Raw genomic sequence first — 24,221 nt, 5'->3', positions numbered from 1 at the left:
TAAATAATCTTTCTCTTGCGGGTGTTTGTCGCCTAATGGGGCCTCCTTTGTGATCAAATTTTTTGTGACTTATATATATATTCCATATTGATATTGGAAAAAATACGTTTTATTAACAAAATACCCGCGACGTAACAAAAGGGAATCTGGAAGCATTGTAATAGAAACTAAATAATTAAAGAGAGGATTATATGGATGTTAATAATTTGCAAGGTAAGAAAAGTAGCTCTCGAAGAGATTTTTTAAAAGGTAGTGCTGCTATCACGGCGACGGCTGCACTTGCTCCAATTGGCTTGGCCCGTGCGGAAGGAAAATTATCGTCACAGAGTGGAAATGGAATAGGTGTGTGTACCCTTGCCCCAGAGCAGATATCAGGGCCATATTTTCGGAATAGTAAAATTGTCAGGCGGGATATTACTGATTCAGAAGCAGGAATACCTTTTTTATTAAAAGTAACTATTATGGATGAGAAAACATGTAAGCCTGTTGATAAGTTATTTGTTGATATTTGGCACTGTAATAGTCGGGGGAAATATTCTGGTTGGAGTTATATCAGTCCTGATATACCACCTGAAGCCGGTGAAATATCTGGTATCAACAGAACTGATGATAAAGTTTTTCTAAGAGGGGCTCAACAATCGGATAAAAATGGGGTGGTCAATTTTACTACTATTTATCCAGGGTTTTATGTTGGTAGAGCAACTCATATTCATATTGCAATTAGACAGATCAGCAAAGATATAAATGAAGAAGAACATTTTGCCTTTGTTGGTCAAATGTATTTTCCTGAAGAGATCAATGCAGAGGTTTATAAATATGATCTGTATTCAAAACGGAGGGTGATCAGAACAAAAAATCGTGAGGACGAGTATTTCAAAAATATGAATGGTCATCTTTCAGAAATAAAAGTAACAAAAATAGACGAATCTGATATTAATCGTGGGGTACTGGGTGAAATAATTTTGTCAATAGACTTAGAAAACATATCTAATTTCATAACTAAAGATGATTTATATGCTCATACGGTGTGACAGGTTTTTTGAATAAACTAAATTTCAATATAATAACAGTCGAAATTATAAAATAATCTATGTAAACGGCATATTGGTTAATAATTTAAAAAAATATCAGGTGCTTGATAATTACATACGGACATTGTGCAGGCACAGAGAGGATTATCTTTGCAACATTATTCAATAGATCGTATTTCTCTGTGCCTGTCACTTTTGTGGAGAGTTTTTAACTGCGCGAGCAGAATATTAAATTAATGAGTTGCACCTCCACTGATGACGATATCCTCACTGTTTTTTAATGCTTCATCAATGGCGATTTCCAGTGCTGTTATTACTGTTTCCAGTGCCATACTCGGTGTGCCGGAGTACCGCACTGCCTGCTCTGGCAGATAAGGGATATGGATAAAACCACCGCGTATTTCAGGATTGGTATACGTCAAATAATGCAGCAAGCCATACATCACATGATTGCAGACGAAAGTACCTGCGGTCTGTGAAATTGAAGCTGGGAGTCCTGCTTCATGTAAACCTTTGACCATTGCATTGATGGGTAACGTGGCAAAATAGGCGGCGGGACCCGTTGCTACGATCGGCGTATTGATAGGCTGGTTACCTTGATTATCAGGAATGCGTGCATCGTTGATATTAATCGCCACGCGTTCCACGGTGATATCAGCTCTACCGCCCGCTTGTCCTACGGCAATCACCAGATCAGGCTGGATATCATTAATAGCCGCATATAAGCAAGTCAGGGAGACGTCGAACACACATGGAAGCTGGCGTGCTTCTATACGCGCTCCACACAATTCGCGCCCTTGCAACTGCTTGACTGCTTCCCATGATGGATTAATCGTTTCATCGTCGAAAGGCTCAAAACCTGTAATTAAAACTGTTTTCTGTCTTGCCATAGGTAGTACTCCTGTATGATGGAAAGGTTCTGATATGTTTAAACAATATGCATCCTATTAAAGGGTAGCAGTGATATTTATATTTGATAATTGTTTTATTTTTGTTGAAAACATAAAGAAAATATGGTGGAAAATAATAAATAAGATTTTATTATTAGTTATGGAAATAAAATACAGTTAATTTTTAAATATGTTTTTCATCGGGGGAAGTTATTGTGAAAATGATTCGGATCATTGTGTTGTTGCTTGTAAATATTATGACGTAAATTTTAATAACAGTGGTTATTTTTATTTTTGAGAATTGACGATTCTTAGGATATATTCTTCTTTATGACTGACTATATTGATATTTACTGCTATCGATTCTCTGGATAGGAAATTTCGATGAAATAGTCATGTGTTTTTCATCTTGACAATTAATAAATCAAGTTAGCCATTTGGATATATTCTGTTCCCTGTGTTGTTTGAATCATAAATATAATTAAATAATTGGCTGTTTGCTCCATATACGATCGTATTCAATTTAGCTTATGGTAGAAAGGAAACGCCCGGCTCTTTATTTTTGAGTTTGTGATTACTATTTAGGCATGTGTTAATTTTTTTCTTTATAATGGTTTGCTTATTTTTACTCATTTTATGATTATTTTGTGACTTACATCCCAAAATAATGTACGTTTTTCTTTTTTATCTTACTTCGAAGTGATATTTATCACTAAAAGATGTCTAAATGCTCAATACAGTAGATTTCAACTAATTTCGTTATAAATTCTTCCCTTTGAGGAGTCTGATATGTCTGATGTATTTCACTTAGGTCTGACCAAAAGCGACCTACAAGGCGCAACTTTAGCTATTGTTCCGGGTGATCCGAAACGTGTGGAAAAAATTGCAAGATTGATGGATAACCCAGTTCATCTTGCTTCTTTGCGTGAATTCACGTCGTGGCGTGCAGAAATTGATGGTAAAGCAGTTATTGTATGCTCCACGGGCATTGGTGGCCCGTCAACATCCATTGCTGTTGAAGAATTAGCACAATTGGGGGTTCGTACTTTCTTGCGTATTGGGACAACAGGTGCAATCCAGGAAAATATCAATGTTGGGGATGTGCTGGTAACCACGGCTGCTGTTCGTTTGGATGGCGCCAGCTTGCATTTTGCTCCGATGGAATTCCCGGCGGTTGCCGATTTTGACTGTACCACTGCACTGTATGAAGCGGCAAAAGATTCCGGTGCAACGGCACATGTGGGTGTAACCGCCTCTTCCGATACTTTCTATCCTGGTCAGGAACGCTACGATACCTATTCTGGCCGTGTTGTGAGCCGTTTTAAAGGCTCAATGGCTGAATGGCAGGCGATGGGCGTCATGAACTATGAAATGGAATCTGCAACTTTATTGACTATGTGTGCAAGCCAGGGGCTGCGTGCAGGTACGGTTGCCGGTGTCATTGTTAACCGTACTCAGCAGGAAATTCCTGATGTTGAGCTACTTAAGAAAACAGAAAGTAACGCATTAGGGATCGTGGTCGAAGCTGCTCGTCGTTTGTTGTAAATAATACTTTTTGGGCCGGAATATTCCGGCTCACTCTTCTTTTAAGCAGAAATCTGTTAATGTTTTAAAATTTACAACTAATTAAGAGTCATCATGATTACTACATCTTTATTGCACCCATCAGTACTTCCCCTTCATGGCGGGATTAATTTTCGTGATTTAGGTGGTAAAACGGTAACCAGTGGTGGGAAAATTAAATCAGGTTTACTTTTTCGCTCTGGTGCTTTGGATCGCTTAACGGAAAAAGACCAATCTTTCCTGACAAATAAAAACCTCTTTCAAATCATAGATTATCGTGACATAGGTGAAATAGAAGATAAGCCTGATCAGGTATGGAATGGGGCTAATTATCATCATGCTCCTGCCAATCCATTATCCAAGGAAGTGAATGCGAATCTGGAAAAATTGACATCAGAGAGGTTGGAACAATTTGATCCGCAGTCATTTATGTTCCGTCTTTATAAATTACTGCCTTTGAAAAATGAGGCTTATAAGATATTAGTTAAATTGCTGCAACAGCCGGAAAGAGGCGGGATAGTACAACATTGCGCGGTAGGTAAAGATAGAACGGGTGTAGGTTCTGCATTGGTGTTGTTTGCACTTGGTGCTGATTTGGATACGGTAATGGAAGATTATCTGGTGACTAATTCTACGTTGGCACCTTACCGTGAGTATTTGTTAAATGAACATGCGAAAACCATGAGTGACGATGTGGTTGAGAAATTCGCTTATGTCTATTCTGTCAGAGAAGAATTTTTAATGACGGCTTTAAACAGTATTAATCAGAATTATGGCAGTGTAGATGTATGGCTGGAGAAAGATTTTGGTCTTGATTTTGCTGCCCGTCAGAAATTACAAGGTTATTTCCTTGAATAAGAAGTTGGTTTAATTCTGGTTAATACAACAGTGGTTAAGTTGAATGTGGTATTAATCAATACAGGAATTTGAATTTGAGTCTTCATGAAATAGTTGAGTTGGTAATCGCTTTTGTTAAAGCACACGATACCTGGATCATGCCGATTGTTTTCTTACTTGCTTTTGGTGAATCTTTGGCTTTTTTCTCCTTGTTATTGCCTGCAACGATCATACTGCTTGGATTAGGTGCATTAATAGGTGAAAGTGGCCTTAATTTCTGGCCAATCTGGTTGGCTGCGGCGGTAGGGGCCTTTTTGGGCGATTGGGTATCCTATATCGCCGGTGCGCATTTTAAAGGTGATGTTGGTAAAATCTGGCCGATTTCCCGTAAACCACAATTGCTGACACGAGCGCATAACTTCTTTGAGCGCTGGGGTATTTGGAGCATTTTCCTTGGTCGGTTTTTGGGGCCATTCCGTGCAATTGTGCCATTGGTGGCAGGTATTTGTACCATGCCGTTGCGTTACTTCCAGATTGCCAATATCTTTTCCGCACTTATCTGGTCTTTTGGGGTATTAGCTCCGGGCGCTTTTGGTTTGCAATGGTTAGCTCAATGGATAAGTTAATTGAGAGCGGCTTCGCAGGCTGAGACACTTGTGTAAATCAATCTGGACATCTATACAGTGTTAATTTAACTTAGCTGGTCGAAGAATGTAACAGAGGAAATACAGGTGGATATCCAGTTGTTATATACGTTGATTGGCGTTCTTGGCGGCCTGTTGGGCGGAGGGGCTCTCGTCTGGCTCTCCATTCATCAACGTATTCAGCAGCAAGAACTGGAGTTACGGGAACTGAGCAGCCAGCTTGCAGTTGCTAATGAAAAACTTGAGCAGTCTGTCTATTGGCGGGCTGAATGTGAGCAACTTAACCAAGAATTACGGGCTCAGAGAGAAATCAATAACGTGCAAGAATCTGAGTTGCGGGAAGTGACTACACGTCTGGAAGAGTGCCGTCTTGCTGCCGAAGAGAAACAGCGGTTATTGATCAACAGTGAACTACGCCTGAATACCCAGTTTGAAAATCTGGCTAACCGTATTTTTGAACAAACAGGTCGTCGTACTGACGAACAGAACCGGCAGAGTCTCAATAATCTTCTGGCTCCATTCCGTGAACAACTTGATGGTTTTCGCCGTCAGGTACAGGAGAGTTTTGGTCAGGAAGCCCGTGAACGACATACTCTTGCACATGAAATCCGTAACTTGCAGCAACTGAATGTTCAAATGGCGAAAGAAGCAGTCAATTTGACTAATGCACTTAAAGGTGACAACAAAATTCAGGGAGATTGGGGGGAAGTGGTGCTGGCTCGTATTCTGGAAGCTTCTGGTTTACGGGAAGGGCATGAATTTCGCACTCAGGTGAATATTAAGGCAGAGAATAACAGCCGCTTCCAACCTGATGTTATTGTTCATTTGCCGCAAGGGAAAGATGTGGTGATTGATGCCAAAATGTCGCTGGTCGCTTATGAGCGTTATTTTAATAGTGAAGATCAGCACCAGCGGGAATTAGCTCTTCAGGAGCATATCAGCTCAATTAAAGGTCATATCCGTGGCTTGAGCCGCAAAGATTACCAGCAGTTGCCCGGGTTGAAATCGCTGGATTATGTACTGATGTTTATTCCGGTTGAACCTGCTTATTTGGTTGCACTCAACAGGGCGCCTGAGCTGCTTGATGAGGCACTTAAACACAATATTATGCTGGTTAGCCCATCAACATTATTAGTTGCTGTGCGTACTATCAATAACTTGTGGCGCTATGAATATCAAAGCCAGAATGCGCGTTTAATTGCGGATAAGGCATCCCGTATGTACGATAAGATGCGTTTGTTTGTTGATGATATGCAAGGTTTAGGGCAAAGCCTGGATAAAGCTCAGATTAATTATCGGCTGGCAATGAACAAGCTCACAGAAGGGCGTGGTAATCTGATAAGCCAGGCTGAGGGGTTTCGTAAGTTAGGGGTTGAGGTGAAACGTTCTATTGATCCCGAATTGGCTAATAAAGCCAACCAACCATCCTGTGCTAATGATTAACGCCAGGATAGGGTTTTATCTGAAAGGCTGATACACTTTTATAACAGTTTGAATAAAAAACGGGCAGATAACATGGTAGACCAAACGAAACAAACCACACATTTTGGTTTCCGCACCGTAGCCAAAGATGAAAAAGAAGGTATGGTAGCCGAAGTATTTCATTCCGTTGCGGCAAAATACGATTTAATGAATGATTTGATGTCGTTTGGCATTCATCGTATTTGGAAACGTATGGCTATTAATGCCAGTGGTGTTCGCCGGGGCCAGAGAGTCCTTGATTTAGCTGGCGGTACCGGAGATTTGGCAGCCAAGTTTTCCCGTATAGTTGGTGAAAAGGGTGAAGTTGTTCTTGCTGATATCAATGAGTCTATGTTGAAGGTTGGGCGTGAGAAATTACGTGATACCGGTATTGTTGGTAATGTCAGCTATGTGCAGGCTAATGCGGAAGCGTTGCCTTTCCCTGATAGCTATTTTAATTGCATCACTATCTCTTTCGGCTTGCGTAATGTAACTGAAAAAGAAAAAGCCCTGCGTTCTATGTTTCGGGTTTTGAAACCGGGCGGGCGCTTATTGGTACTTGAGTTCTCTAAACCGTTGCTCGCACCATTAAGCAAAGCTTATGATGCATATTCTTTCCATGTACTGCCAAAAATTGGGCAGGTTTTTGTGCAGGATGCTGACAGCTATCGTTACCTGGCGGAATCCATCCGTATGCATCCTGATCAGGAAACACTTAAAACCATGATGGAAAATGTGGGTTTCGAACAGGTGACTTATACCAATATGACCGGCGGTATTGTTGCACTACACAGAGGTTTTAAATTCTGAGATGGAAAAACCATCACTGAGTACAGCCATTAATTCCACACTTATGCCGGTTTTAACCGCAGTGATGGAAAGATCGTTGAATCACCTGTTGTACCGCGAACCTGTATTAAGACCTGCCCGTATGCGGCTGGTGGGCAAAGTTTTGTCGATTGAACTGCAAGAAATGGATACACCACTCACATTAGTATTCAGTGAAAAACAAGTGAATGTATTAAGTCAATGGGCTGATGCTGCCGATTGCACGGTTAAAACTAACTTTACTGCTTTGCTTAAGTTACGGGATCGCCAACAAATTTCCAGGTTGCTCAATAGCGGTGAAATGGTTATTGAAGGGGATATGCAGGTTATTCAGCAATGGTCTGCTTTGTTGGATATGGTTGAATGGGATTTGGCCCATTATCTTTCCCCTTATCTCGGGGATATCGTTGCTGAAGGTATTAGCCAGGCCATTAAAAAAGGATTTCAGTTTGTTTCCGGCTCAATAGAATGTCAGAAAAATTATCTGGTGGAAACATTAACGGAAGAATGGAAACTGGCGCCAAATGCGCTTGAAGTGGCTTATTTCAGCGAAGAAGTCAGCGTGTTGACTAAAGATATCAGTCAAATAGAACAACGATTGGCAGTATTAGAGGAAAAATATGACTCCAGGTGAATTAAGGCGCCTTTATTTGATCATACGGGTTTTTCTTTCTTACGGATTGGATGAGTTGATTCCTCGAATTCGTTTGACTTGGCCTCTTCGTTTTGGACGTTATTTGTTGTTTTGGATCCCGAATAGACATAAAGATAAATCGCTCGGGGAGAGGTTGCGACTTGCCTTACAGGAGCTAGGGCCTGTCTGGATTAAATTTGGACAGATGCTTTCAACACGGCGTGATCTTTTTCCTCCGGCAATAGCTGATCAACTGGCATTGCTGCAAGACCGGGTTGCCTCTTTCGACGGTGCTCTGGCTCGTCAATATATTGAAGCCTCTTTAGGGGGGACGCTGGAAACTTGGTTTGATAATTTTGAACCTGTAGCTTTGGCCTCTGCTTCAATTGCGCAGGTACATACTGCCCAGTTAAAAGAGAATGGTCAGGAAATTGTTATCAAAGTAATCCGTCCTGATATTCTGCCGATTATCAAAGCGGATATTCGGTTAATGTACCGCCTGGCTAATTGGGTACCTATGTTGTTGCCTGATGGGCGTCGTTTACGCCCTCGTGAAGTGGTGCGGGAATACGAGAAGACGTTGATTGATGAGCTGAATTTACTGCGTGAAGCTGCTAATGCAATTCAGCTTCGCCGTAATTTCGAAAATAGCTCAATGCTTTATGTACCGGAAATTTATTCTGATTATTGCCGTGAAAATGTTTTGGTGATGGAACGGGTTTATGGTATCCCGGTTTCTAATATTGAAGCACTGGAAGCACAGAATACCAATATGAAATTGCTGGCTGAACGGGGAGTACAGGTCTTTTTTACTCAGGTCTTTCGTGACAGTTTTTTCCATGCGGATATGCATCCGGGAAATATTTTTATCAGCTATGAACATCCTGAAGATCCGTTTTATATTGGCATTGATTACGGTATTGTTGGTTCACTTAATAAAGATGATAAACGTTATCTGGCGGAAAATTTTATCGCTTTCTTTAATCGTGATTACCGGAAAGTTGCTGAACTTCATGTGGATTCAGGTTGGGTTCCCAGTGATACTAATGTTGAAGATTTTGAATTTGCAATCCGTACAGTCTGTGAGCCAATATTTGAGAAGCCACTGGCGGAAATTTCGTTTGGTCATGTTCTTCTGAATCTATTTAATACTGCCCGCCGTTTTAATATGGCAGTGCAGCCTCAGCTAGTGCTTCTGCAAAAGACGCTTTTGTATGTGGAAGGGTTAGGACGACAGCTCTATCCACAGCTTGATTTGTGGAAAACAGCAAAACCATTTCTGGAGGAGTGGTTACATAGCCAGGTTGGATTGCCGGCTATTATTCGGGCGCTGAAAGAAAAAGTGCCTTATTGGGCAGAAAAGTTGCCGGAACTACCTGAATTAGTGTATGACAGTCTTCAACAGCATAAACATTTGCAAGCCAGCATTGGGAAGCTATCAGATCAGTTAAAAGGGCAGCAGACAAAACAGCGACAGTCGCAGTATTTGCTCGGTGTTGGTGCGACATTGTTTCTTTGTGGGAGTTTGTTTTTGTTGTCTGGCTTGGTCAATATTCCTTGGTTGTTTATGGGGGCGGGTGTCGTCTCATGGCTGTTTGGCTGGTGTCAGTTAAGTAAAACAAAGTAAAATTTGTCTTCGGTATTTTCGAATATATAGTTCGTCGTATAATGAGCTATCAATGATAATCCCTGTTAAAGAGGTAAACCAGAATGGGCGGTATAAGTATTTGGCAATTACTCATCATTGCTGTCATCGTAGTACTGTTATTCGGCACAAACAAACTCCGTACTCTGGGGTCTGATCTGGGAGCGTCTATTAAAGGTTTTAAAAAAGCGATAGGGGATGATAATCCGCCTCAGCAAGCTCAGAAAACCAGTAATGATGCTGATTTTGAGACTAAAAACATTGCTGAAAAGCAATCAGCAGCTCAATCTGAATCATCTGAGAGCAAAAACAAAGAGCAGGTATAAACCGTGTTTGACATTGGTTTTAGTGAACTGCTGTTGGTTATGGTCATTGGCTTAGTGGTTCTGGGGCCAGAACGGTTACCTGTGGCAGTTAAAACGGTTGCCGGCTGGATCAGAGCATTACGCTCTCTAGCTGCTAACGTCCAAAATGAGCTTGCTCAGGAGCTTAAATTGCAAGAGCTCCAGGAGAGTCTGAAAAAAGTCGAAGAAGAGGCGGGGCTACAAAATTTGTCCCCGGAATTGAAAGCTTCGATGGATGAGCTAAAAGAAGCGGCTGAGTCTTTGAAAAAGGCATACCAAAATGAGCCTGATGCAGGGAATATGAAAGCATCAGAAACAGATGAGGTGGCCCAAAAGCCAGCAGCATCTCAGATTGTGGCTTCGCCTATATCATCTTCTCCGGTGGATGATAAAGCGGTTTCTGAAACGAAGAAAAAAACTTCTGATTAAGTTAATGGTGAACACGAAAACATGGCTGTTGATGATACTCAACCACTTATCAGTCACCTTATTGAACTGCGTAAGCGAATTCTAAACAGTTTACTTACTGTATTAGTGGTTTTTTTAGCGTTGGTCTATTTTTCTAATGATATCTATCAGATGATCTCAGCACCTTTGATTAAGCAATTGCCTCAAGGTGCCAGTATGATAGCGACGGATGTTGCCTCTCCCTTTTTTACACCAATAAAGCTAACCATTATGGTGTCTATATTCGTATCTGCACCTATGGTTCTCTATCAGGTATGGGCATTTATTGCACCCGCGTTATATAAGCATGAACGTCGTTTGATGATCCCTCTGCTCGTTTCCAGTAGCCTGTTGTTCTATTTGGGGATGGCATTTGCTTACTTTGTTGTGTTTCCAATAGCTTTTGGATTCTTTGCTAAGACAGCCCCTGTGGGGGTTCTGATTGCAACGGATATTAGTAATTATCTGAGCTTTGTCATGGCACTATTTATGGCCTTTGGCGTCTCTTTTGAAGTTCCGGTTGCCATTATTTTGTTGTGCTGGAGTGGGGTAGTTACACCCGAATCCCTGAAGAAAAAGCGGCCGTATATTTTGGTAGGTGCTTTTGTTGTTGGCATGTTATTGACGCCGCCGGATGTTTTCTCACAAACCTTACTCGCTATTCCTATGTATCTGCTGTTTGAATTGGGGATTTTGCTTTCCCGTTTCTATACCGGACAGCGCAAACTGGGAGATCGTTCAGAAGAAGAGCAAACATCAGAAGCAAATACGGAAAAGTGATAATAGTAATCTTAACATGTTGTTCTGTAGTGCTAAGATAATTAACTCAAAGCGATAGCATATTAATTAACCCAGCGTCTATGCGCTGGGTTTGAGTTAGGAGAGCTATATGAGCTATGCATTTCCAGGGATTTTCCCAGGTCGCCGTATGCGCCGAGTGCGCCGTCATGATTTTTCCCGTCGTCTGGTTGCTGAAAATCAATTAACTGTTAATGATTTAATCTATCCGGTGTTTGTGATGGAAGGCACTAACCGTCGTCAAGAAGTACCTTCTATGCCAGGAGTGTATCGTCTGACAATAGATCTTTTGCTGAAAGAAGCTGAAGAGATTGCCCGACTGGGTATTCCTGTTTTGTCTCTGTTCCCTGTTATTGAAGCAGATAAAAAATCTTTGGATGCGAAAGAAGCTTATAGTCCTGATGGACTGGTTCAACGCACGGTTCGTGCGCTGAAAAATGCTGTTCCTGAATTGGGATTGCTGACTGATGTAGCATTAGATCCATTCACTACACATGGTCAGGATGGGATCATCGATCATGATGGTTACGTGATTAATGATGCAACCAAAGAAATTTTGGTCAAACAGGCTCTGTCACATGCAGAAGCTGGGGCTGAGATTGTTGCACCGAGCGATATGATGGATGGACGTATTGGTGCAATCCGCGAGTTGTTTGAAGTGGAAGGCCATGTAAATACTCAGATTATGGCTTATTCTGCTAAGTATGCTTCGGGTTATTATGGCCCATTCCGTGATGCGATTGGTTCAAGTAGTCATCTGAAAGGAGGCAATAAAAAAACCTATCAGATGGACCCGGCTAACAGTGATGAAGCATTGCAGGAGATTGCACAGGATTTGCAGGAAGGTGCCGATACTGTAATGGTTAAACCGGGTATGCCTTACCTGGATGTGATCCGCCGGGTAAAAGACACCTTTGGTGTACCGACCTTTGCTTATCAAGTATCTGGCGAATATGCCATGCACATGGCTGCGATCCAGAATGGTTGGTTACCGGGGTCAGTAATTATGGAATCCCTGTTATGTTTCAAACGCGCAGGAGCAGATGGCGTATTGACATATTTCGCAAAACAGGTTGCTCAACAGTTATATGAGCAGAGGTTCTAATATTTGATTAAAAACGGGTGAATGTGAATTCTGCCCGTTTTTTGTCTGATTAAAGTTTCACAAACTGTTTGTTATCAAGCGCTTTAGGTAATTGTTTATTCAGAATATTCAGTAATAGAATAGAGCGGGTTTCTCCATCAGGTTCATTGTAGATGGCCTGCAATCCTTCAAATATTCCTTCTGTGATTAATACTGTATCACCGGTCACAGGTGTATCTGGTGATACATATTCTTGTTCTGTTGCAGACATGATTTCATTAATAAGAGCGTCCGGTACGATAGCCGGGCGTATACCAAAACGAACAAAATGGCTAACGCCGCGTGTTGAATTGATAGTCGTGGTATGAATAACTTCTGGGTCAAACTGAACAAATAGGTAATTAGGAAAAAGGGGTTCTGTATTCACAGTACGTTTACCGCGAGTTATTTTTTCAATTTTCGCAGTAGGAGTCAGGCAGGCAACATCCTGTCGTTCCAGATTTTCTATTGCTCGTGAAATTTGCCCACGCTTACAGTAGATGAGGTACCAGTTTTCCATGTTTATTTAACCTTGATCCAATGGCTATTAAGCATAGCAAAATAGGAAAGGGCATTACAGGAATTATCTCAGTGATAATTGTTTGATGATAGATATTTATTGTTATGAGTAGATACTACGTTTCTTAGTAAGAAAGCTGTGAGTAATATCATGGTAAGCCATGGGCAAAGCGATCAATATAATGCTGGTGGTTCTGTCTGCAATTAATATAAGGAAAAGAAATATGGAAGTATTTCTGCTGAGTAATGGCAAACTTTCAGGTAATCCGAATTGGTTGAGTTATGCCAAAGAGCGGTTAGATGTAATGATTGAGAAACATGATATTTGCTCTGCTGTGTTGATTGCATATGCGGTTATTCAAGGTGATCATGAGCAGCGTGCTAAAGAGCTAGGAGAAGCTTTAGGAATAAGGGTAACAAATATTGAACGTTTTAACTCTCCTGTTCAGGCGATTGAAAATGCAGAATGTATTTTGGTTAGTGGCGGAAATACTTGGTTGCTGAATCAGCTATTACATGAAAACGGTTTGATTGTACCAATCCAGCGCGCAGTGCGTGAACGTAATACTCCATATATTGGTTGGAGTGCGGGTTGCAATGTGGCGACTCCAAGTATTCGTACTACTAACGATATGCCTGTCTGTAACGCTGTTGTCATACCATCCATCGGATTGTTCCCCGTACAAATTAACCCTCACTATATTGATAGCCATATTAGTGGACATATGGGGGAAACTCGTGATGAACGTTTGGCTGAATTCTGTGCAATGAACCCAGAAGAGATAGTGATTGCATTACGTGAAGGTAGTGGTTTGCATATTGATGGCGAAGAACTGCGTTATTTTAGTGGTAAGAATGAAGGGTTTAAAATATTCCAACACAATAAATTTTTCCCTGAGCAGTTTGATACCAAAGTATTAGCTAATTGGGTCCCATTGCGTTGTATTTGACTTTGAGGTCGCAAGGTTGAATTAAACCCATTGCTTTTTAGTAAGTTATTGGTTTAATTTGTAGTCTTGCGATAAAAATATAAAAAAGCTAAGTGGGATAGCTTATAATGTCTTTCCCCTTAAAAACCGGCACGAATGGATAGTATGAAATACCGTGACTTAAGAGATTTTCTGGTCTTGTTGGAGCAGAAAGGTGAGTTGAAACGTGTTAGCTTCGAAGTTGATCCTTATTTAGAGATGACTGAAATTGCGGATCGTACCCTTCGCGCTGGTGGACCTGCCTTGCTGTTTGAGAATCCCAAAGGTTATTCAATGCCTGTATTGTGTAATTTGTTTGGTACTACTGAACGTGTTGCTATGGGGATGGGGCAGAAAGATGTTAAGGCTTTGCATGATGTAGGTAAGTTACTGGCTTTTTTGAAAGAGCCTGATCCTCCGAAAGGTTTTCGTGACTTGGTGGAGAAGCTACCGAAATTTAAGCAAGTTCTTAATATGCCGACCAAACGGCTTAATAGTGCGCCTTGTCAGGAGCAAGTTTGGGCTGGTGATAATGTAGACTTAACCCGTCTTCCTATAATGCACTGTTGGCCAGAAGACGCTGCTCCGCTAATTACTTGGGGGCTGACAGTAACCCGTGGTCCGAATAAAGAGCGGCAAAATCTTGGTATTTATCGCCAGCAGGTACTGGGTAAAAATAAACTCATCATGCGTTGGTTATCTCATCGCGGTGGAGCCCTTGATTTTCAGGAATGGTGTCAGGCTCATCCAGGAGAACGCTTCCCGGTAGCTGTTGCGTTAGGTGCCGATCCAGCAACAATATTAGGTGCTGTGACGCCAGTTCCTGACACATTATCCGAATATGCATTTGCTGGGTTATTAAGAGGATATAAAACAGAAGTTGTGAAATGTCTTTCAAATAACCTAGAAGTACCAGCAAGTGCTGAGATCATATTAGAGGGATATATTGAGCCCGGCGAATTAGCTCCAGAAGGGCCATATGGTGACCATACGGGTTATTATAATGAAATCGATATGTTCCCGGTGTTCACCGTAACGCATATTACTCAGCGTCACGATGCTATTTATCATTCGACTTATACTGGTCGTCCGCCAGATGAACCTGCTGTGCTAGGGGTTGCATTGAATGAAGTGTTAGTACCGATTTTACAAAAGCAGTTTCCTGAAATTGTTGATTTTTATCTGCCGCCGGAAGGCTGTTCCTATCGTCTTGCCGTTGTGACCATGAAGAAACAGTACGCTGGTCATGCCAAGCGAGTCATGATGGGAGTTTGGTCGTATCTGCGGCAATTTATGTATACAAAATTTGTTATTGTTTGTGATGATGATATTAATGCCAGAGACTGGAACGATGTCATTTGGGCAATAACTACACGAATGGATCCGGCAAGAGATACAGTATTAATGGAGAATACACCAATCGATTATCTCGATTTTGCATCACCAGTCTCAGGATTAGGATCAAAAATGGGAATGGATGCAACGAACAAATGGCCGGGGGAGACGCAGAGGGAATGGGGACGCCCTATTGTGATGAGTGAAGAAGTGCGTACCCGCGTCAACAAGATTTGGGATGAATTAGATATTTTAGGACCATAAGAGGGAACGCATGACAACACTGAGCTGTAAAGTAACCTCTGTAGAGGCTATTACTGATACGGTTTATCGGGTACGGTTACTTCCCGATTCTCCGTTCTCATTCCGCGCCGGTCAGTATCTGATGGTGGTGATGGATCCGAGGGATAAACGTCCGTTTTCAATGGCATCAACACCTTCAGAAAAGAAGTTCATTGAACTGCATATTGGTGCTTCTGAGCTGAATTTATATGCGATGGCGGTGATGGATAGAATTTTGGATCAAAAAGTGATCAATGTTGATATCCCTCATGGTAAGGCTTGGTTCCGTCAGAGCAGCACTAATCCGCTGTTATTGATTGCGGGAGGGACGGGCTTTTCTTATACCCGTTCTATATTGCTGACAGCATTGGAAGAACAACCTGAGCGTCAGATCTCTATTTATTGGGGTGGCAGAGAATCACAACATTTATATGAGCTTGCTGAATTACAATTACTTACAGAGCGTTATCCTAATCTGGTGGTTGTTCCGGTTGTTGAACAGTCGGAGAATGGTTGGTGTGGACGTACTGGAACAGTGCTCAAAGCGGTATTAGAGGATTTTGGCAGTTTAGCCAATCATGATATTTATATTGCAGGGCGATTTGAAATGGCAAAAATTGCTCGTGAGCGCTTTTGCAGTGAGCGTGATGCTTCTGCTGACAACATGTATAGTGATGCTTTCGAATTCATTTAAAATAATAAAAAAAACCCGCCCCTGACAGGCGGGAATTACGGCAACAACGACTCAGTTATAATATTTTTTTACAGATAGGTTCTTAATCCATTCTTTCTATAATAGTGGCAATACCTTGGCCTAAACCGATACACATGGTTGCCAGCCCAAACTGAACATCGCGACGCTCCATTAGATTCAACAATGTTGTTGTAATGCGAGCACCGGAGCAGCCTAGTGGGTGCCCGAGAGCGATTGCTCCACCGTTAAGGTTCACCTTGTCATCCATACGATCCAGCAAATTCAGACCTTTCATGCAGGCAAGTGATTGAGCGGCAAATGCTTCGTTTAGTTCAATTACGCCAATATCATCCAGCTCTAAACCTGCTTTTTTGAGCGCTTTCTGTGTAGCAGGGACCGGGCCATATCCCATAATGGAAGGATCACAACCAACAGCAGCCATTGAGCGAATACGGGCGCGAGGTTTTAGTCCCAGATTTTTAGCATAGCTTTCACTGGTTATCAGCATCGCAGATGCACCATCGGATAATGCAGAGGAGCTGCCTGCTGTAACCGAGCCTGTTACCGGATCGAAGACAGGACGCAGAGCTGCCAGATCTTTCAGATTGGTATCTGGGCGGATCACTTCATCGTAATCAAACAGTTTTAGTATGCCATCGGCATCGTGACCATAAATTGGTGATATCTCATTGGAGAATGCACCTGATTGTGTTGCTTGTGTTGCATTTTGGTGAGAACGAAGTGCAAATTCATCCTGCATTTCACGGCTGATATGGTGAATCTTTGCCAGCATTTCGGCGGTTAAACCCATAACTCCTGCGGCCTTGGCGACACTCAGGCTCATTTTAGGGTGGAAATCCACACCATGAGTCATCGGAACATGGCCCATGTGTTCTACACCACCAATCAGTGTGACATTGGCTTCTCCGGTCATAATCATGCGGGCACCATCATGCAGCGCCTGCATTGATGAGCCGCATAGCCGGTTAACGGTCACGGCAGGTACAGAGTGAGGGATATCAGCCAGTAGTGCAGAATTACGAGCAATGTTGAAACCTTGCTCCAGGGTTTGCTGAACACAGCCCCAGTAGATATCATCTATCTTGTGTTTCTGCACTGCCGGATTACGTTTAAATATCTCTTTCATCAGGTGAGCAGAGAGATCTTCAGCCCGGACCTGACGGAATGCACCACCTTTTGAGCGCCCCATTGGGGTGCGGATGCCATCAATAATGACTACATTTTCCATGTTTCCAGACCTCACGCTGTTGTTCCGGTGCTGACAGCAATCGTTGCTGCTGTAGGGTAGTAACTTTCATTACGTTCAGCTTTGGCTTTCAAACCAGGTGGTACCTGATAAAGAGCACCGAGGTGAGCATAATTCTCAGCCATTTTAACGTAATTTGCTGTTCCTATTGTTTCCAGATAACGGAAAACACCACCGCGGAACGGAGGGAAACCAATACCATAAACCAGAGCCATATCCGCTTCTGCCGGGCTGGCAATGACACCTTCTTCCAAGCAGCGGGCAACTTCGTTGATCATTGGGATCATCGTACGGGCAATGATCTCTTCACCGGAGAAATTATTCTTCGGTTGGCAGATGGTTGCCAACAGTTGATCAGTTTGCTCGTCCTGCTCTTTCTTTGGTTTGCCTTTCTTATCCTGTGTGTACTTATAGAAACCGATACCGTTTTTCTGTCCGTAGCGTTGATTTTCATATAGAACATCAATAGCATCTTTATAATCACGCTGCATACGATCCGGGAACCCTTGAGCCATGACTGACTGAGAATGATATGCAGTATCAAGACCAATGACATCAATAAGATAAGCAGGACCCATTGGCCAGCCAAATTCCTTCTCCATAATTTTGTCTATTTGGCGGAAATCACCACCGTCACGCAACAACATACCGAAGCCAAGGAGATAAGGGAGCAGTACCCGGTTTACAAAGAATCCCGGACAGTCGTTAACAACAATAGGTGTTTTACCTATTTTGCTGGCGTAAGCAACTACAGTTGAAATTGTTTTTTCAGAGGTTTTTTCACCGCGGATCACTTCAACCAGTGGCATACGATGCACTGGGTTAAAGAAATGCATACCACAGAAATTTTCTGGGCGTTTTAGGGACTTAGCTAATTCTGAAATTGGAATTGTTGAAGTGTTGGATGCCAGAACACAATCTTCATTAACCAGAGTTTCAGTTTCTGAGAGTACAGCTGCTTTGATCTTCGGATTCTCTACTACTGCTTCAATCACTATTTGAGCCTGTCCGATACCGGCATAATTTAATGTAGGTTGAATAGAAGAAAGGGTTCGCGCCATTTTTATGGCGTCAAGACGGCCACGTTCAAACTGTTTGTTCAGCAGTTTTGCAGCTTCATTCATACCTAATTCAAGGGCCTGTTGATTGATGTCTTTCATCATGACAGGAACCCCTTTACGGGCAGACTGGTAGGCGATACCACCACCCATAATCCCTGCGCCCAGAACTGCGGCATACTCAGGTGTTGTAACTTCTTTCAGATGTTTTTTCGCCAGCCCTTTTATGTACTGGTCATTAAGAAAAATACCGACCAAAGCACGGGCAACATCTGTCTGCGCCAGAGGGATAAAGTTGGCTGCTTCCACTTCCAGTGCTTCATCACGGCCAAGTGTAGCGGCTTTTTCTATGGATTTAACTGCGGTAATAGGCGCTGGGTAATGAGGGCCGGCAACTTTCATCACCATACCTTTTGCCACGCTAAAACTCATGCCACGTTCAACTTCATTGAGTTTCAAGGGCTCTAACTTTGGCTGGCGTGCTGCTTTCCAATCAAGGTTCCCTGCAATAGCCTGTTCCAACATTGATATTGCAGAATTAATCAGTTTTTCACCGGGGACAACGGCATCAATCAGGCCGTTTTTCAATGCCTCTTCTGCACCAATGTCTTTACCTGCGGCGATGATATCCAGTGCGTTATCAGTCCCGATAAGGCGTGGAAGGCGAACTGAGCCGCCGAAACCAGGCATAATGCCAAGCTTGGTTTCTGGCAGCCCAATGCGCACATCGGGGGAGGCTATACGGAAATCTGTAGACAGAACACATTCACAACCGCCGCCAAGGGCATAACCATTTATCGCTGAAATGGTTGGGACGGGTAAATCTTCTATCCGGTTAAAAATGCTATTTGCGAAATCAAGCCACTCTCGCAGTTTTTCTACAGGTGCATCGAATAAAGAGAGAAATTCAGTAATATCTGCACCAACAATAAATGCAGCTTTATCAGAGCGTAATAAAACGCCTTTTAATTCAGTTTGTTGTTCCAGATTGGCGACAGCCTTATCCAGAGATGCAACAGTTTTGGTGTCCAGTTTATTAATAGCGGCGGGGGCATTGAAAACTAGTTCAGCGATGCCATCTTTCAGCCAGCTTACTTGAATTGTTTCACTTTGATAGAGCATGTCGTTCTCCTAAATGAGCGCATACCATCTGGTATGACCAGATAGGCTTGATTGTGGTTATTATGTTAAGTAAATGCAAATGAGTGATTAGTTTTTTGCAAGGGTGATCACAAGTGAGATTTGTATCTCATTGACAATAGTTGTTTTTATATTTTTATAAATAAGGAGTTAGCAGGATCCGATAAATTGGGATGATTTTCGCGTGATACCTGCAAATATCAATGGCTGTGATAAGCTAATGGTTCAGCCATAAAATAAAAAAGGTCAATTGAAATGGAAAAGTTGGCATCTCTGTACCACGAACATATCTCTACATTGCAACAACGTACCCGCGAAGTACTGGCCCGTAATCAATTGGATGCTCTGCTTATTCACTCCGGTGAATTACAGCGTATTTTCTTGGATGACAGGGACTATCCTTTTAAAGTTAGTGCTCACTTCAAAGCTTGGGTACCCGTAACTAAAGTACCTAATTGTTGGTTATGGGTAGATGGTATTAATAAGCCTAAATTATGGTTTTATTCACCGATAGATTATTGGCACAGCGTAGAACCGTTGCCAACCAGCTACTGGACTAAAGAAGTTGAAATGATTCATCTGGCAAATATCGGAGATATCAATTCAGAGTTAAGTACTTATGTGAAACAGAATGTTGCTTATATTGGTTGTTCACAACCAAGAGCAAAAGAACTTGGTTTTTCTGAACATAATATCAATCCGAAAGCTGTTCTGGATTATTTGCATTTCTATCGTTCATATAAAACAGATTATGAATTGGTCTGTATGCGTGAAGCGCAAAAAACGGCTGTTGTCGGGCATTTAGCAGCTCATGAAGCATTTCAGGCTGGAATGAGTGAATTTGATATTAATATATCTTATCTGATGGCAACAGGTCATCGTGATACAGATGTGCCTTATGACAATATTATTGCTATAAATGAAAATGCGGCTGTTTTGCATTACACCGTATTGCAGCACAATGTACCTTCAGAAGTGCGTAGTTTCCTGATTGATGCTGGCGCTGAATATAATGGTTATGCAGCAGATATCACCCGTACTTATTCAGCAAAAAGTAATAACGAATTTGCTGCTCTGATTAAAGATATGAATGCTGAACAAAAAGCGCTAATCAGTACGATTAAAGCAGGAGTTCGCTACACCGAATATCATATTCAGATGCATCATAGGATTGCTAAATTGCTGAAAAAATACGGTATCGTGAAAGATATCAGTGAAGAAGCTATAGTTGAAAAAGGGCTGACAACGCCATTCTTTCCACATGGTATTGGTCATCCTCTTGGGTTGCAGGTCCATGATGCGGCAGGGTTTATGCAGGATGATACAGGTACACATTTAGCAGCTCCGGCCATATATCCATATCTGCGTTGTACCCGTATTCTGGAACCCCGTATGGTGCTGACTATCGAGCCGGGCCTTTATTTCATTGAATCGTTGCTTGCACCTTGGCGTGAAAGTGAGTTCAGTAAGCATTTTGACTGGAATAAAATTGGGATGCTTAAACCATTCGGTGGTATTCGTATCGAAGACAATATTGTTATCCACGAAAATAAGGTGGAAAACATGACTAGGGATCTGCAACTGCCATAATGAAGCCTTATTTAATACCCACAGCTCCAGTGAGTTTGACTGAAGAGATTAAAAAAAGTCGCTTTATTACCCTGCTGGAGCATACCTGTGGGGTAGATGAAGCTAAGGCATTTATCCAGCAAATCAAAGCTCAATACCCTGATGCCCGGCATCATTGCTGGGCATTTGTTGCTGGTGCTCCGGATGATTCACAACAATTGGGTTTTTCTGATGATGGGGAGCCTTCAGGGACCGCAGGTAAGCCGATGCTATCCCAGCTTATGGGAAATAATATCGGTGAAATAACCGCAGTTGTTGTCCGTTATTTTGGCGGAATAAAATTAGGCACTGGTGGATTAGTCAGGGCATATGGAAATAGTGTCCAACAGGCGCTGAAATTACTGGAAACAAAATATAAGGTTCCACAGAAGGTCTGCTCCTTGCAGTGTGAATATGCCCATATCTCTATGATTGAACAGTTATTACAGAAATCAGAGGGGCAGATTATTGCCAGTGAATATACAGAGAGTGTTACTTTGCGAATTTCACTTCCAGCTACCCTAGTGGGTGAAGTCGGTGATAAATTACGTGATCTGAGTCGTGGTGTACTGTATTTAACACCTGATCTGTAAATATTCTCTGTTAACTGGATTTCTAAGGAACCAGCTGAATGCATTTTCGTGCCATAACCCGTATTGTTGGGCTGCTTGTTATTCTTTTCTCTGTCACCATGATTATTCCAGGGTTGGTAGCTCTAATCTATCGTGATGGCGCTGGGCGTGCATTTAGTCAGACATTTATTTTTGCTTTAGTTATCGGTTTAATGCTTTGGATACCAAACCGGGAACAAAAACATGAATTAAAGCCTCGGGAAGGATTTCTTATCGTTGTTTTGTTTTGGACGGTACTTGGTAGTGTCGGGGCTTTACCTTTCATCTTTTCTGAGCAGCCAAATCTTTCTATTACAGATGCATTCTTTGAATCTTTCTCTGGTTTAACAACAACGGGTGCTACAACACTTGTTGGGCTTGACACCTTGCCTAAAGCAATTCTCTTCTATCGGCAGATGTTGCAATGGTTGGGGGGGATGGGGATTATTGTGCTGGCTGTTGCAATATTGCCTCTGCTTGGGGTCGGAGGAATGCAGCTTTATCGGGCTGAAATGCCAGGGCCTTTGAAAGATAATAAAATGCGTCCACGAATTGCTGAAACAGCAAAAACTTTGTGGTTGATTTATGTGTTACTGACAATTGCCTGTGCTCTGGCGTTATGGGCAGCTGGTATGTCAGTTTTTGATGCTATTTCTCATAGCTTTTCAACCATTGCAATTGGTGGGTTTTCTACTCATGATGCCAGTATTGGTTATTTTAATAGCCCAGTGATAAATACTATCATTGCGATTTTTCTGCTGATTTCTGGTTGTAATTTTGGTCTGCACTTCGCGGTGTTAACGGGACGCAGCCTGACAGTGTACGGGCGGGACCCTGAATTCCGTATGTTCATCTCTATTCAATTAGCACTGGTGATTATCTGTACTTTTATCTTATGGCACTATGCTGTTTATAAATCGGGAATGGAGACACTGAACCAAGCTTTTTTCCAGGTTGTTTCAATGGCGACAACGGCAGGGTTCAGTACAGATAGCTTTGCCCGTTGGCCATCATTTTTGCCAATACTGCTGCTGTGTTCTGCTTTTATCGGTGGTTGTGCGGGTTCGACTGGGGGGGGACTGAAAGTCATTCGTATCTTATTGCTATTCCTCCAAGGTTCCCGTGAGTTAAAGCGGTTGGTTCATCCGAATGCGGTTTATACCCTAAAATTAGGGCGAAGAGCATTACCTGAACGTATTATTGAAGCTGTTTGGGGATTCTTCTCTGCTTATGCTTTGGTATTTATCATCAGTCTGTTATTGCTTATCGCTACTGGAGTAGATGAACTTTCTGCTTTTTCTGCGATATCCGCTACACTGAATAATCTAGGGCCTGGGTTGGGTGTTGTTGCTGATAACTTCACTGCAATGAACCCAGCGGCTAAATGGATATTAGTTATAACGATGTTGTTTGGCCGCTTGGAAGTATTTACTTTGTTAGTTTTATTTACACCGACCTTCTGGCGTGAATAATCTATTGGAAGAAGGATATCGCTATGAACTGCTTATTGCTTTATTCCAGTCAGGATGGGCAGACTAAGAAAATTATTACCCACATTGCTGAGAATCTACACAGAGCAGGGCAGATATGTGATCTCAGAGACTTGGCAACAGCAGAAACAATCGATTTGAAATCTTATGACAAAGTTATGATTGGAGCTTCAATCAGATATGGTCATTTTAGTTCAGCACTGAAGAAATTTGCTATTCGTCATCAACAGCAGCTTAATAAAATGCCAACCGCATTTTTTGGCGTGAATCTGACAGCAAGGAAACCAGAGAAGCGTACACCTGAAACGAATGTGTATGTTCGTAAATTCCTGCTTAATACCCCATGGCAGCCAGATCTGTGTGGTGTTTTTGCTGGTGCGTTACTTTATCCTCGTTATTGCTGGTTTGATCGTGTAATGGTTAAACTGATCATGAAGATGACCGGTGGGGAAACTGATACAACCAAAGAAATTGAATATACCGACTGGCAGCAAGTCGATCATTTTGCTGATGATTTCCTTGGAATGGTGAGTGAAAAATAACTGATTTGTTCTTTTTTTCAGTATTTAGTTGAAAAAATCCGCGAACGACAGTTTTTTTTAAATAAACGCTTGCCAGCGCCAAAGAACTCCCTATAATGCGCCACCACTGACCGACACAACGCTGACAAAACGTGTGAGGCCAGGCGGAGCAAAGTGAATAAGCGCTTGACTCTGCGGGCGAAAAGCGTAGTATACGCAGCCCGGCTGAACGAGAATATTAATTTTTATTTCAGCCTGCTCTTTAACAATTAATCAGACAATCTGTGTGGGCACTCACAAGACGGTATCACAAAAAAATACACTAAAGTCTTGAAGAGTGAACAACAGTTAATTCATGACGAAATAACAGTCAGTTTCTTTGAGCATCAAGCTTTTAATAGAAGAGTTTGATCATGGCTCAGATTGAACGCTGGCGGCAGGCCTAACACATGCAAGTCGAGCGGTAACAGGAAAATGCTTGCA

At 42.1% G+C, this 24,221-nt stretch carries 23 protein-coding genes and 1 rRNA gene; 20 read left to right on the top strand and 4 right to left on the bottom strand.

Going from position 1 to position 24,221, the window contains the following annotated elements; all coding sequences use genetic code 11:
• Positions 1-191 precede the first annotated feature (191 nt).
• Positions 192-1,031, top strand: coding sequence for an intradiol ring-cleavage dioxygenase (locus LGZ99_RS16210; protein ID WP_021325740.1), 840 nt, complete (start codon positions 192-194; stop codon positions 1,029-1,031).
• A gap of 233 nt (positions 1,032-1,264) precedes the next feature.
• On the opposite strand, the gene pcp is transcribed toward LGZ99_RS16210, so the two are convergent.
• Positions 1,265-1,921 (bottom strand): pyroglutamyl-peptidase I, encoded by a 657-nt coding sequence (gene pcp / locus LGZ99_RS16205; protein ID WP_036840189.1) that lies wholly within the window; start codon positions 1,919-1,921, stop codon positions 1,265-1,267.
• A gap of 789 nt (positions 1,922-2,710) precedes the next feature.
• On the opposite strand from pcp, the gene udp reads away from it, so the two are divergent.
• The 11 genes from udp (at position 2,711) to hemB (ending at position 12,227) form a co-directional block, all read left to right on the top strand.
• Positions 2,711-3,466 carry a uridine phosphorylase gene (gene udp, locus LGZ99_RS16200; RefSeq protein ID WP_036840187.1) on the top strand — a complete coding sequence of 252 codons (756 nt, stop codon included), beginning with the start codon at positions 2,711-2,713 and terminating at the stop codon, positions 3,464-3,466.
• A 93-nt stretch (positions 3,467-3,559) separates the two neighbouring features.
• Positions 3,560-4,342 carry a tyrosine-protein phosphatase gene (locus tag LGZ99_RS16195; protein WP_262979346.1) on the top strand — a complete coding sequence of 261 codons (783 nt, stop codon included), beginning with the start codon at positions 3,560-3,562 and terminating at the stop codon, positions 4,340-4,342.
• Between the two features lie 74 nt (positions 4,343-4,416).
• Entirely contained in the window at positions 4,417-4,947 is a 531-nt protein-coding gene (locus LGZ99_RS16190) for a DedA family protein (RefSeq protein WP_021325743.1), read from the top strand.
• Between the two features lie 150 nt (positions 4,948-5,097).
• Positions 5,098-6,408, top strand: a complete 1,311-nt coding sequence (rmuC, locus tag LGZ99_RS16185) for a DNA recombination protein RmuC (protein WP_390894030.1) — start codon at positions 5,098-5,100, stop codon at positions 6,406-6,408.
• Between the two features lie 72 nt (positions 6,409-6,480).
• Complete coding sequence (gene ubiE / locus LGZ99_RS16180; RefSeq protein WP_262979345.1) at positions 6,481-7,236, top strand: bifunctional demethylmenaquinone methyltransferase/2-methoxy-6-polyprenyl-1,4-benzoquinol methylase UbiE; 756 nt, start codon at positions 6,481-6,483, stop codon at positions 7,234-7,236.
• A 1-nt stretch (position 7,237) separates the two neighbouring features.
• Entirely contained in the window at positions 7,238-7,888 is a 651-nt protein-coding gene (ubiJ, locus tag LGZ99_RS16175) for a ubiquinone biosynthesis protein UbiJ (protein ID WP_023044655.1), read from the top strand.
• Positions 7,875-9,515, top strand: coding sequence for a ubiquinone biosynthesis regulatory protein kinase UbiB (gene ubiB, locus LGZ99_RS16170; RefSeq protein WP_262979344.1), 1,641 nt, complete (start codon positions 7,875-7,877; stop codon positions 9,513-9,515). Before ubiJ ends, ubiB begins: the two co-directional genes overlap by 14 nt.
• Before the next feature lie 83 nt (positions 9,516-9,598).
• Positions 9,599-9,859: a Sec-independent protein translocase subunit TatA gene (gene tatA / locus LGZ99_RS16165; RefSeq protein ID WP_021325746.1), complete on the top strand. Its 261-nt coding sequence runs from the start codon at positions 9,599-9,601 to the stop codon at positions 9,857-9,859.
• 3 nt (positions 9,860-9,862) lie between these two features.
• On the top strand, positions 9,863-10,306 hold the full coding sequence (tatB, locus tag LGZ99_RS16160; RefSeq protein ID WP_023044656.1) for a Sec-independent protein translocase protein TatB: 444 nt from the start codon (positions 9,863-9,865) through the stop codon (positions 10,304-10,306).
• 21 nt (positions 10,307-10,327) lie between these two features.
• Positions 10,328-11,104, top strand: coding sequence for a Sec-independent protein translocase subunit TatC (tatC, locus tag LGZ99_RS16155; protein ID WP_023044657.1), 777 nt, complete (start codon positions 10,328-10,330; stop codon positions 11,102-11,104).
• 109 nt (positions 11,105-11,213) lie between these two features.
• Complete coding sequence (gene hemB, locus LGZ99_RS16150; RefSeq protein ID WP_036840182.1) at positions 11,214-12,227, top strand: porphobilinogen synthase; 1,014 nt, start codon at positions 11,214-11,216, stop codon at positions 12,225-12,227.
• Between the two features lie 49 nt (positions 12,228-12,276).
• On the opposite strand, the gene rfaH is transcribed toward hemB, so the two are convergent.
• Complete coding sequence (gene rfaH, locus LGZ99_RS16145; RefSeq protein WP_021325892.1) at positions 12,277-12,765, bottom strand: transcription/translation regulatory transformer protein RfaH; 489 nt, start codon at positions 12,763-12,765, stop codon at positions 12,277-12,279.
• Positions 12,766-12,988: 223 nt separating this feature from the next.
• Between rfaH and pepE the strand changes: the two genes are divergently transcribed.
• The 3 genes from pepE to fre all read left to right on the top strand — a co-directional run bounded on the left by pepE (position 12,989) and on the right by fre (position 16,043).
• Entirely contained in the window at positions 12,989-13,714 is a 726-nt protein-coding gene (gene pepE, locus LGZ99_RS16140) for a dipeptidase PepE (RefSeq protein ID WP_036840180.1), read from the top strand.
• 144 nt (positions 13,715-13,858) lie between these two features.
• Positions 13,859-15,331, top strand: a complete 1,473-nt coding sequence (gene ubiD / locus LGZ99_RS16135; RefSeq protein WP_262979343.1) for a 4-hydroxy-3-polyprenylbenzoate decarboxylase — start codon at positions 13,859-13,861, stop codon at positions 15,329-15,331.
• A gap of 10 nt (positions 15,332-15,341) precedes the next feature.
• On the top strand, positions 15,342-16,043 hold the full coding sequence (gene fre / locus LGZ99_RS16130) for an NAD(P)H-flavin reductase (protein WP_021325895.1): 702 nt from the start codon (positions 15,342-15,344) through the stop codon (positions 16,041-16,043).
• 82 nt (positions 16,044-16,125) lie between these two features.
• On the opposite strand, the gene fadA is transcribed toward fre, so the two are convergent.
• Together fadA and fadB are read right to left on the bottom strand one after the other, a co-directional pair.
• The gene (gene fadA, locus LGZ99_RS16125) at positions 16,126-17,292 is read right to left on the bottom strand and encodes an acetyl-CoA C-acyltransferase FadA (protein ID WP_021325896.1); all 1,167 of its coding nucleotides are present in this window, start codon (positions 17,290-17,292) and stop codon (positions 16,126-16,128) included.
• An 11-nt stretch (positions 17,293-17,303) separates the two neighbouring features.
• Positions 17,304-19,490: a fatty acid oxidation complex subunit alpha FadB gene (gene fadB / locus LGZ99_RS16120; RefSeq protein WP_262979342.1), complete on the bottom strand. Its 2,187-nt coding sequence runs from the start codon at positions 19,488-19,490 to the stop codon at positions 17,304-17,306.
• A gap of 273 nt (positions 19,491-19,763) precedes the next feature.
• On the opposite strand from fadB, the gene pepQ reads away from it, so the two are divergent.
• The 5 genes from pepQ to LGZ99_RS16095 all read left to right on the top strand — a co-directional run.
• On the top strand, positions 19,764-21,098 hold the full coding sequence (gene pepQ / locus LGZ99_RS16115; RefSeq protein WP_021325898.1) for a Xaa-Pro dipeptidase: 1,335 nt from the start codon (positions 19,764-19,766) through the stop codon (positions 21,096-21,098).
• Positions 21,098-21,709 carry an IMPACT family protein gene (locus tag LGZ99_RS16110; protein WP_023044661.1) on the top strand — a complete coding sequence of 204 codons (612 nt, stop codon included), beginning with the start codon at positions 21,098-21,100 and terminating at the stop codon, positions 21,707-21,709. Before pepQ ends, LGZ99_RS16110 begins: the two co-directional genes overlap by 1 nt.
• A gap of 38 nt (positions 21,710-21,747) precedes the next feature.
• Entirely contained in the window at positions 21,748-23,199 is a 1,452-nt protein-coding gene (trkH, locus tag LGZ99_RS16105; protein ID WP_036840173.1) for a Trk system potassium transporter TrkH, read from the top strand.
• Between the two features lie 23 nt (positions 23,200-23,222).
• Positions 23,223-23,759: a menaquinone-dependent protoporphyrinogen IX dehydrogenase gene (gene hemG / locus LGZ99_RS16100; protein ID WP_021325900.1), complete on the top strand. Its 537-nt coding sequence runs from the start codon at positions 23,223-23,225 to the stop codon at positions 23,757-23,759.
• A 374-nt stretch (positions 23,760-24,133) separates the two neighbouring features.
• Positions 24,134-24,221, top strand: a 16S ribosomal RNA gene (locus LGZ99_RS16095); the annotation flags it as partial.

It is taken from the genome of Photorhabdus temperata, assembly GCF_025384845.1.
In the GTDB taxonomy this organism is placed as follows: domain Bacteria; phylum Pseudomonadota; class Gammaproteobacteria; order Enterobacterales; family Enterobacteriaceae; genus Photorhabdus; species Photorhabdus temperata.
The sequence above is the reverse complement of the archived record's forward strand: the minus strand, read 5'-3'. Positions and strand labels throughout refer to the sequence as shown.

Excerpts from the sequence above, each read along its gene's own strand:
- fadB (WP_262979342.1), bottom strand. The coding sequence starts at position 19,490 with ATGCTCTATCAAAGTGAAACAATTCAAGTAAGCTGGCTGAAAGATGGC.
- fadA (WP_021325896.1), bottom strand. The coding sequence starts at position 17,292 with ATGGAAAATGTAGTCATTATTGATGGCATCCGCACCCCAATGGGGCGC.
- pepE (WP_036840180.1), top strand. The coding sequence starts at position 12,989 with ATGGAAGTATTTCTGCTGAGTAATGGCAAACTTTCAGGTAATCCGAAT.
- fre (WP_021325895.1), top strand. The coding sequence starts at position 15,342 with ATGACAACACTGAGCTGTAAAGTAACCTCTGTAGAGGCTATTACTGAT.
- trkH (WP_036840173.1), top strand. The coding sequence starts at position 21,748 with ATGCATTTTCGTGCCATAACCCGTATTGTTGGGCTGCTTGTTATTCTT.
- ubiJ (WP_023044655.1), top strand. The coding sequence starts at position 7,238 with ATGGAAAAACCATCACTGAGTACAGCCATTAATTCCACACTTATGCCG.
- rfaH (WP_021325892.1), bottom strand. The coding sequence starts at position 12,765 with ATGGAAAACTGGTACCTCATCTACTGTAAGCGTGGGCAAATTTCACGA.
- LGZ99_RS16195 (WP_262979346.1), top strand. The coding sequence starts at position 3,560 with ATGATTACTACATCTTTATTGCACCCATCAGTACTTCCCCTTCATGGC.
- hemB (WP_036840182.1), top strand. The coding sequence starts at position 11,214 with ATGAGCTATGCATTTCCAGGGATTTTCCCAGGTCGCCGTATGCGCCGA.
- LGZ99_RS16110 (WP_023044661.1), top strand. The coding sequence starts at position 21,098 with ATGAAGCCTTATTTAATACCCACAGCTCCAGTGAGTTTGACTGAAGAG.
- hemG (WP_021325900.1), top strand. The coding sequence starts at position 23,223 with ATGAACTGCTTATTGCTTTATTCCAGTCAGGATGGGCAGACTAAGAAA.
- LGZ99_RS16210 (WP_021325740.1), top strand. The coding sequence starts at position 192 with ATGGATGTTAATAATTTGCAAGGTAAGAAAAGTAGCTCTCGAAGAGAT.
- ubiB (WP_262979344.1), top strand. The coding sequence starts at position 7,875 with ATGACTCCAGGTGAATTAAGGCGCCTTTATTTGATCATACGGGTTTTT.
- tatC (WP_023044657.1), top strand. The coding sequence starts at position 10,328 with ATGGCTGTTGATGATACTCAACCACTTATCAGTCACCTTATTGAACTG.
- pepQ (WP_021325898.1), top strand. The coding sequence starts at position 19,764 with ATGGAAAAGTTGGCATCTCTGTACCACGAACATATCTCTACATTGCAA.
- udp (WP_036840187.1), top strand. The coding sequence starts at position 2,711 with ATGTCTGATGTATTTCACTTAGGTCTGACCAAAAGCGACCTACAAGGC.
- ubiD (WP_262979343.1), top strand. The coding sequence starts at position 13,859 with ATGAAATACCGTGACTTAAGAGATTTTCTGGTCTTGTTGGAGCAGAAA.
- pcp (WP_036840189.1), bottom strand. The coding sequence starts at position 1,921 with ATGGCAAGACAGAAAACAGTTTTAATTACAGGTTTTGAGCCTTTCGAC.
- ubiE (WP_262979345.1), top strand. The coding sequence starts at position 6,481 with ATGGTAGACCAAACGAAACAAACCACACATTTTGGTTTCCGCACCGTA.
- tatA (WP_021325746.1), top strand. The coding sequence starts at position 9,599 with ATGGGCGGTATAAGTATTTGGCAATTACTCATCATTGCTGTCATCGTA.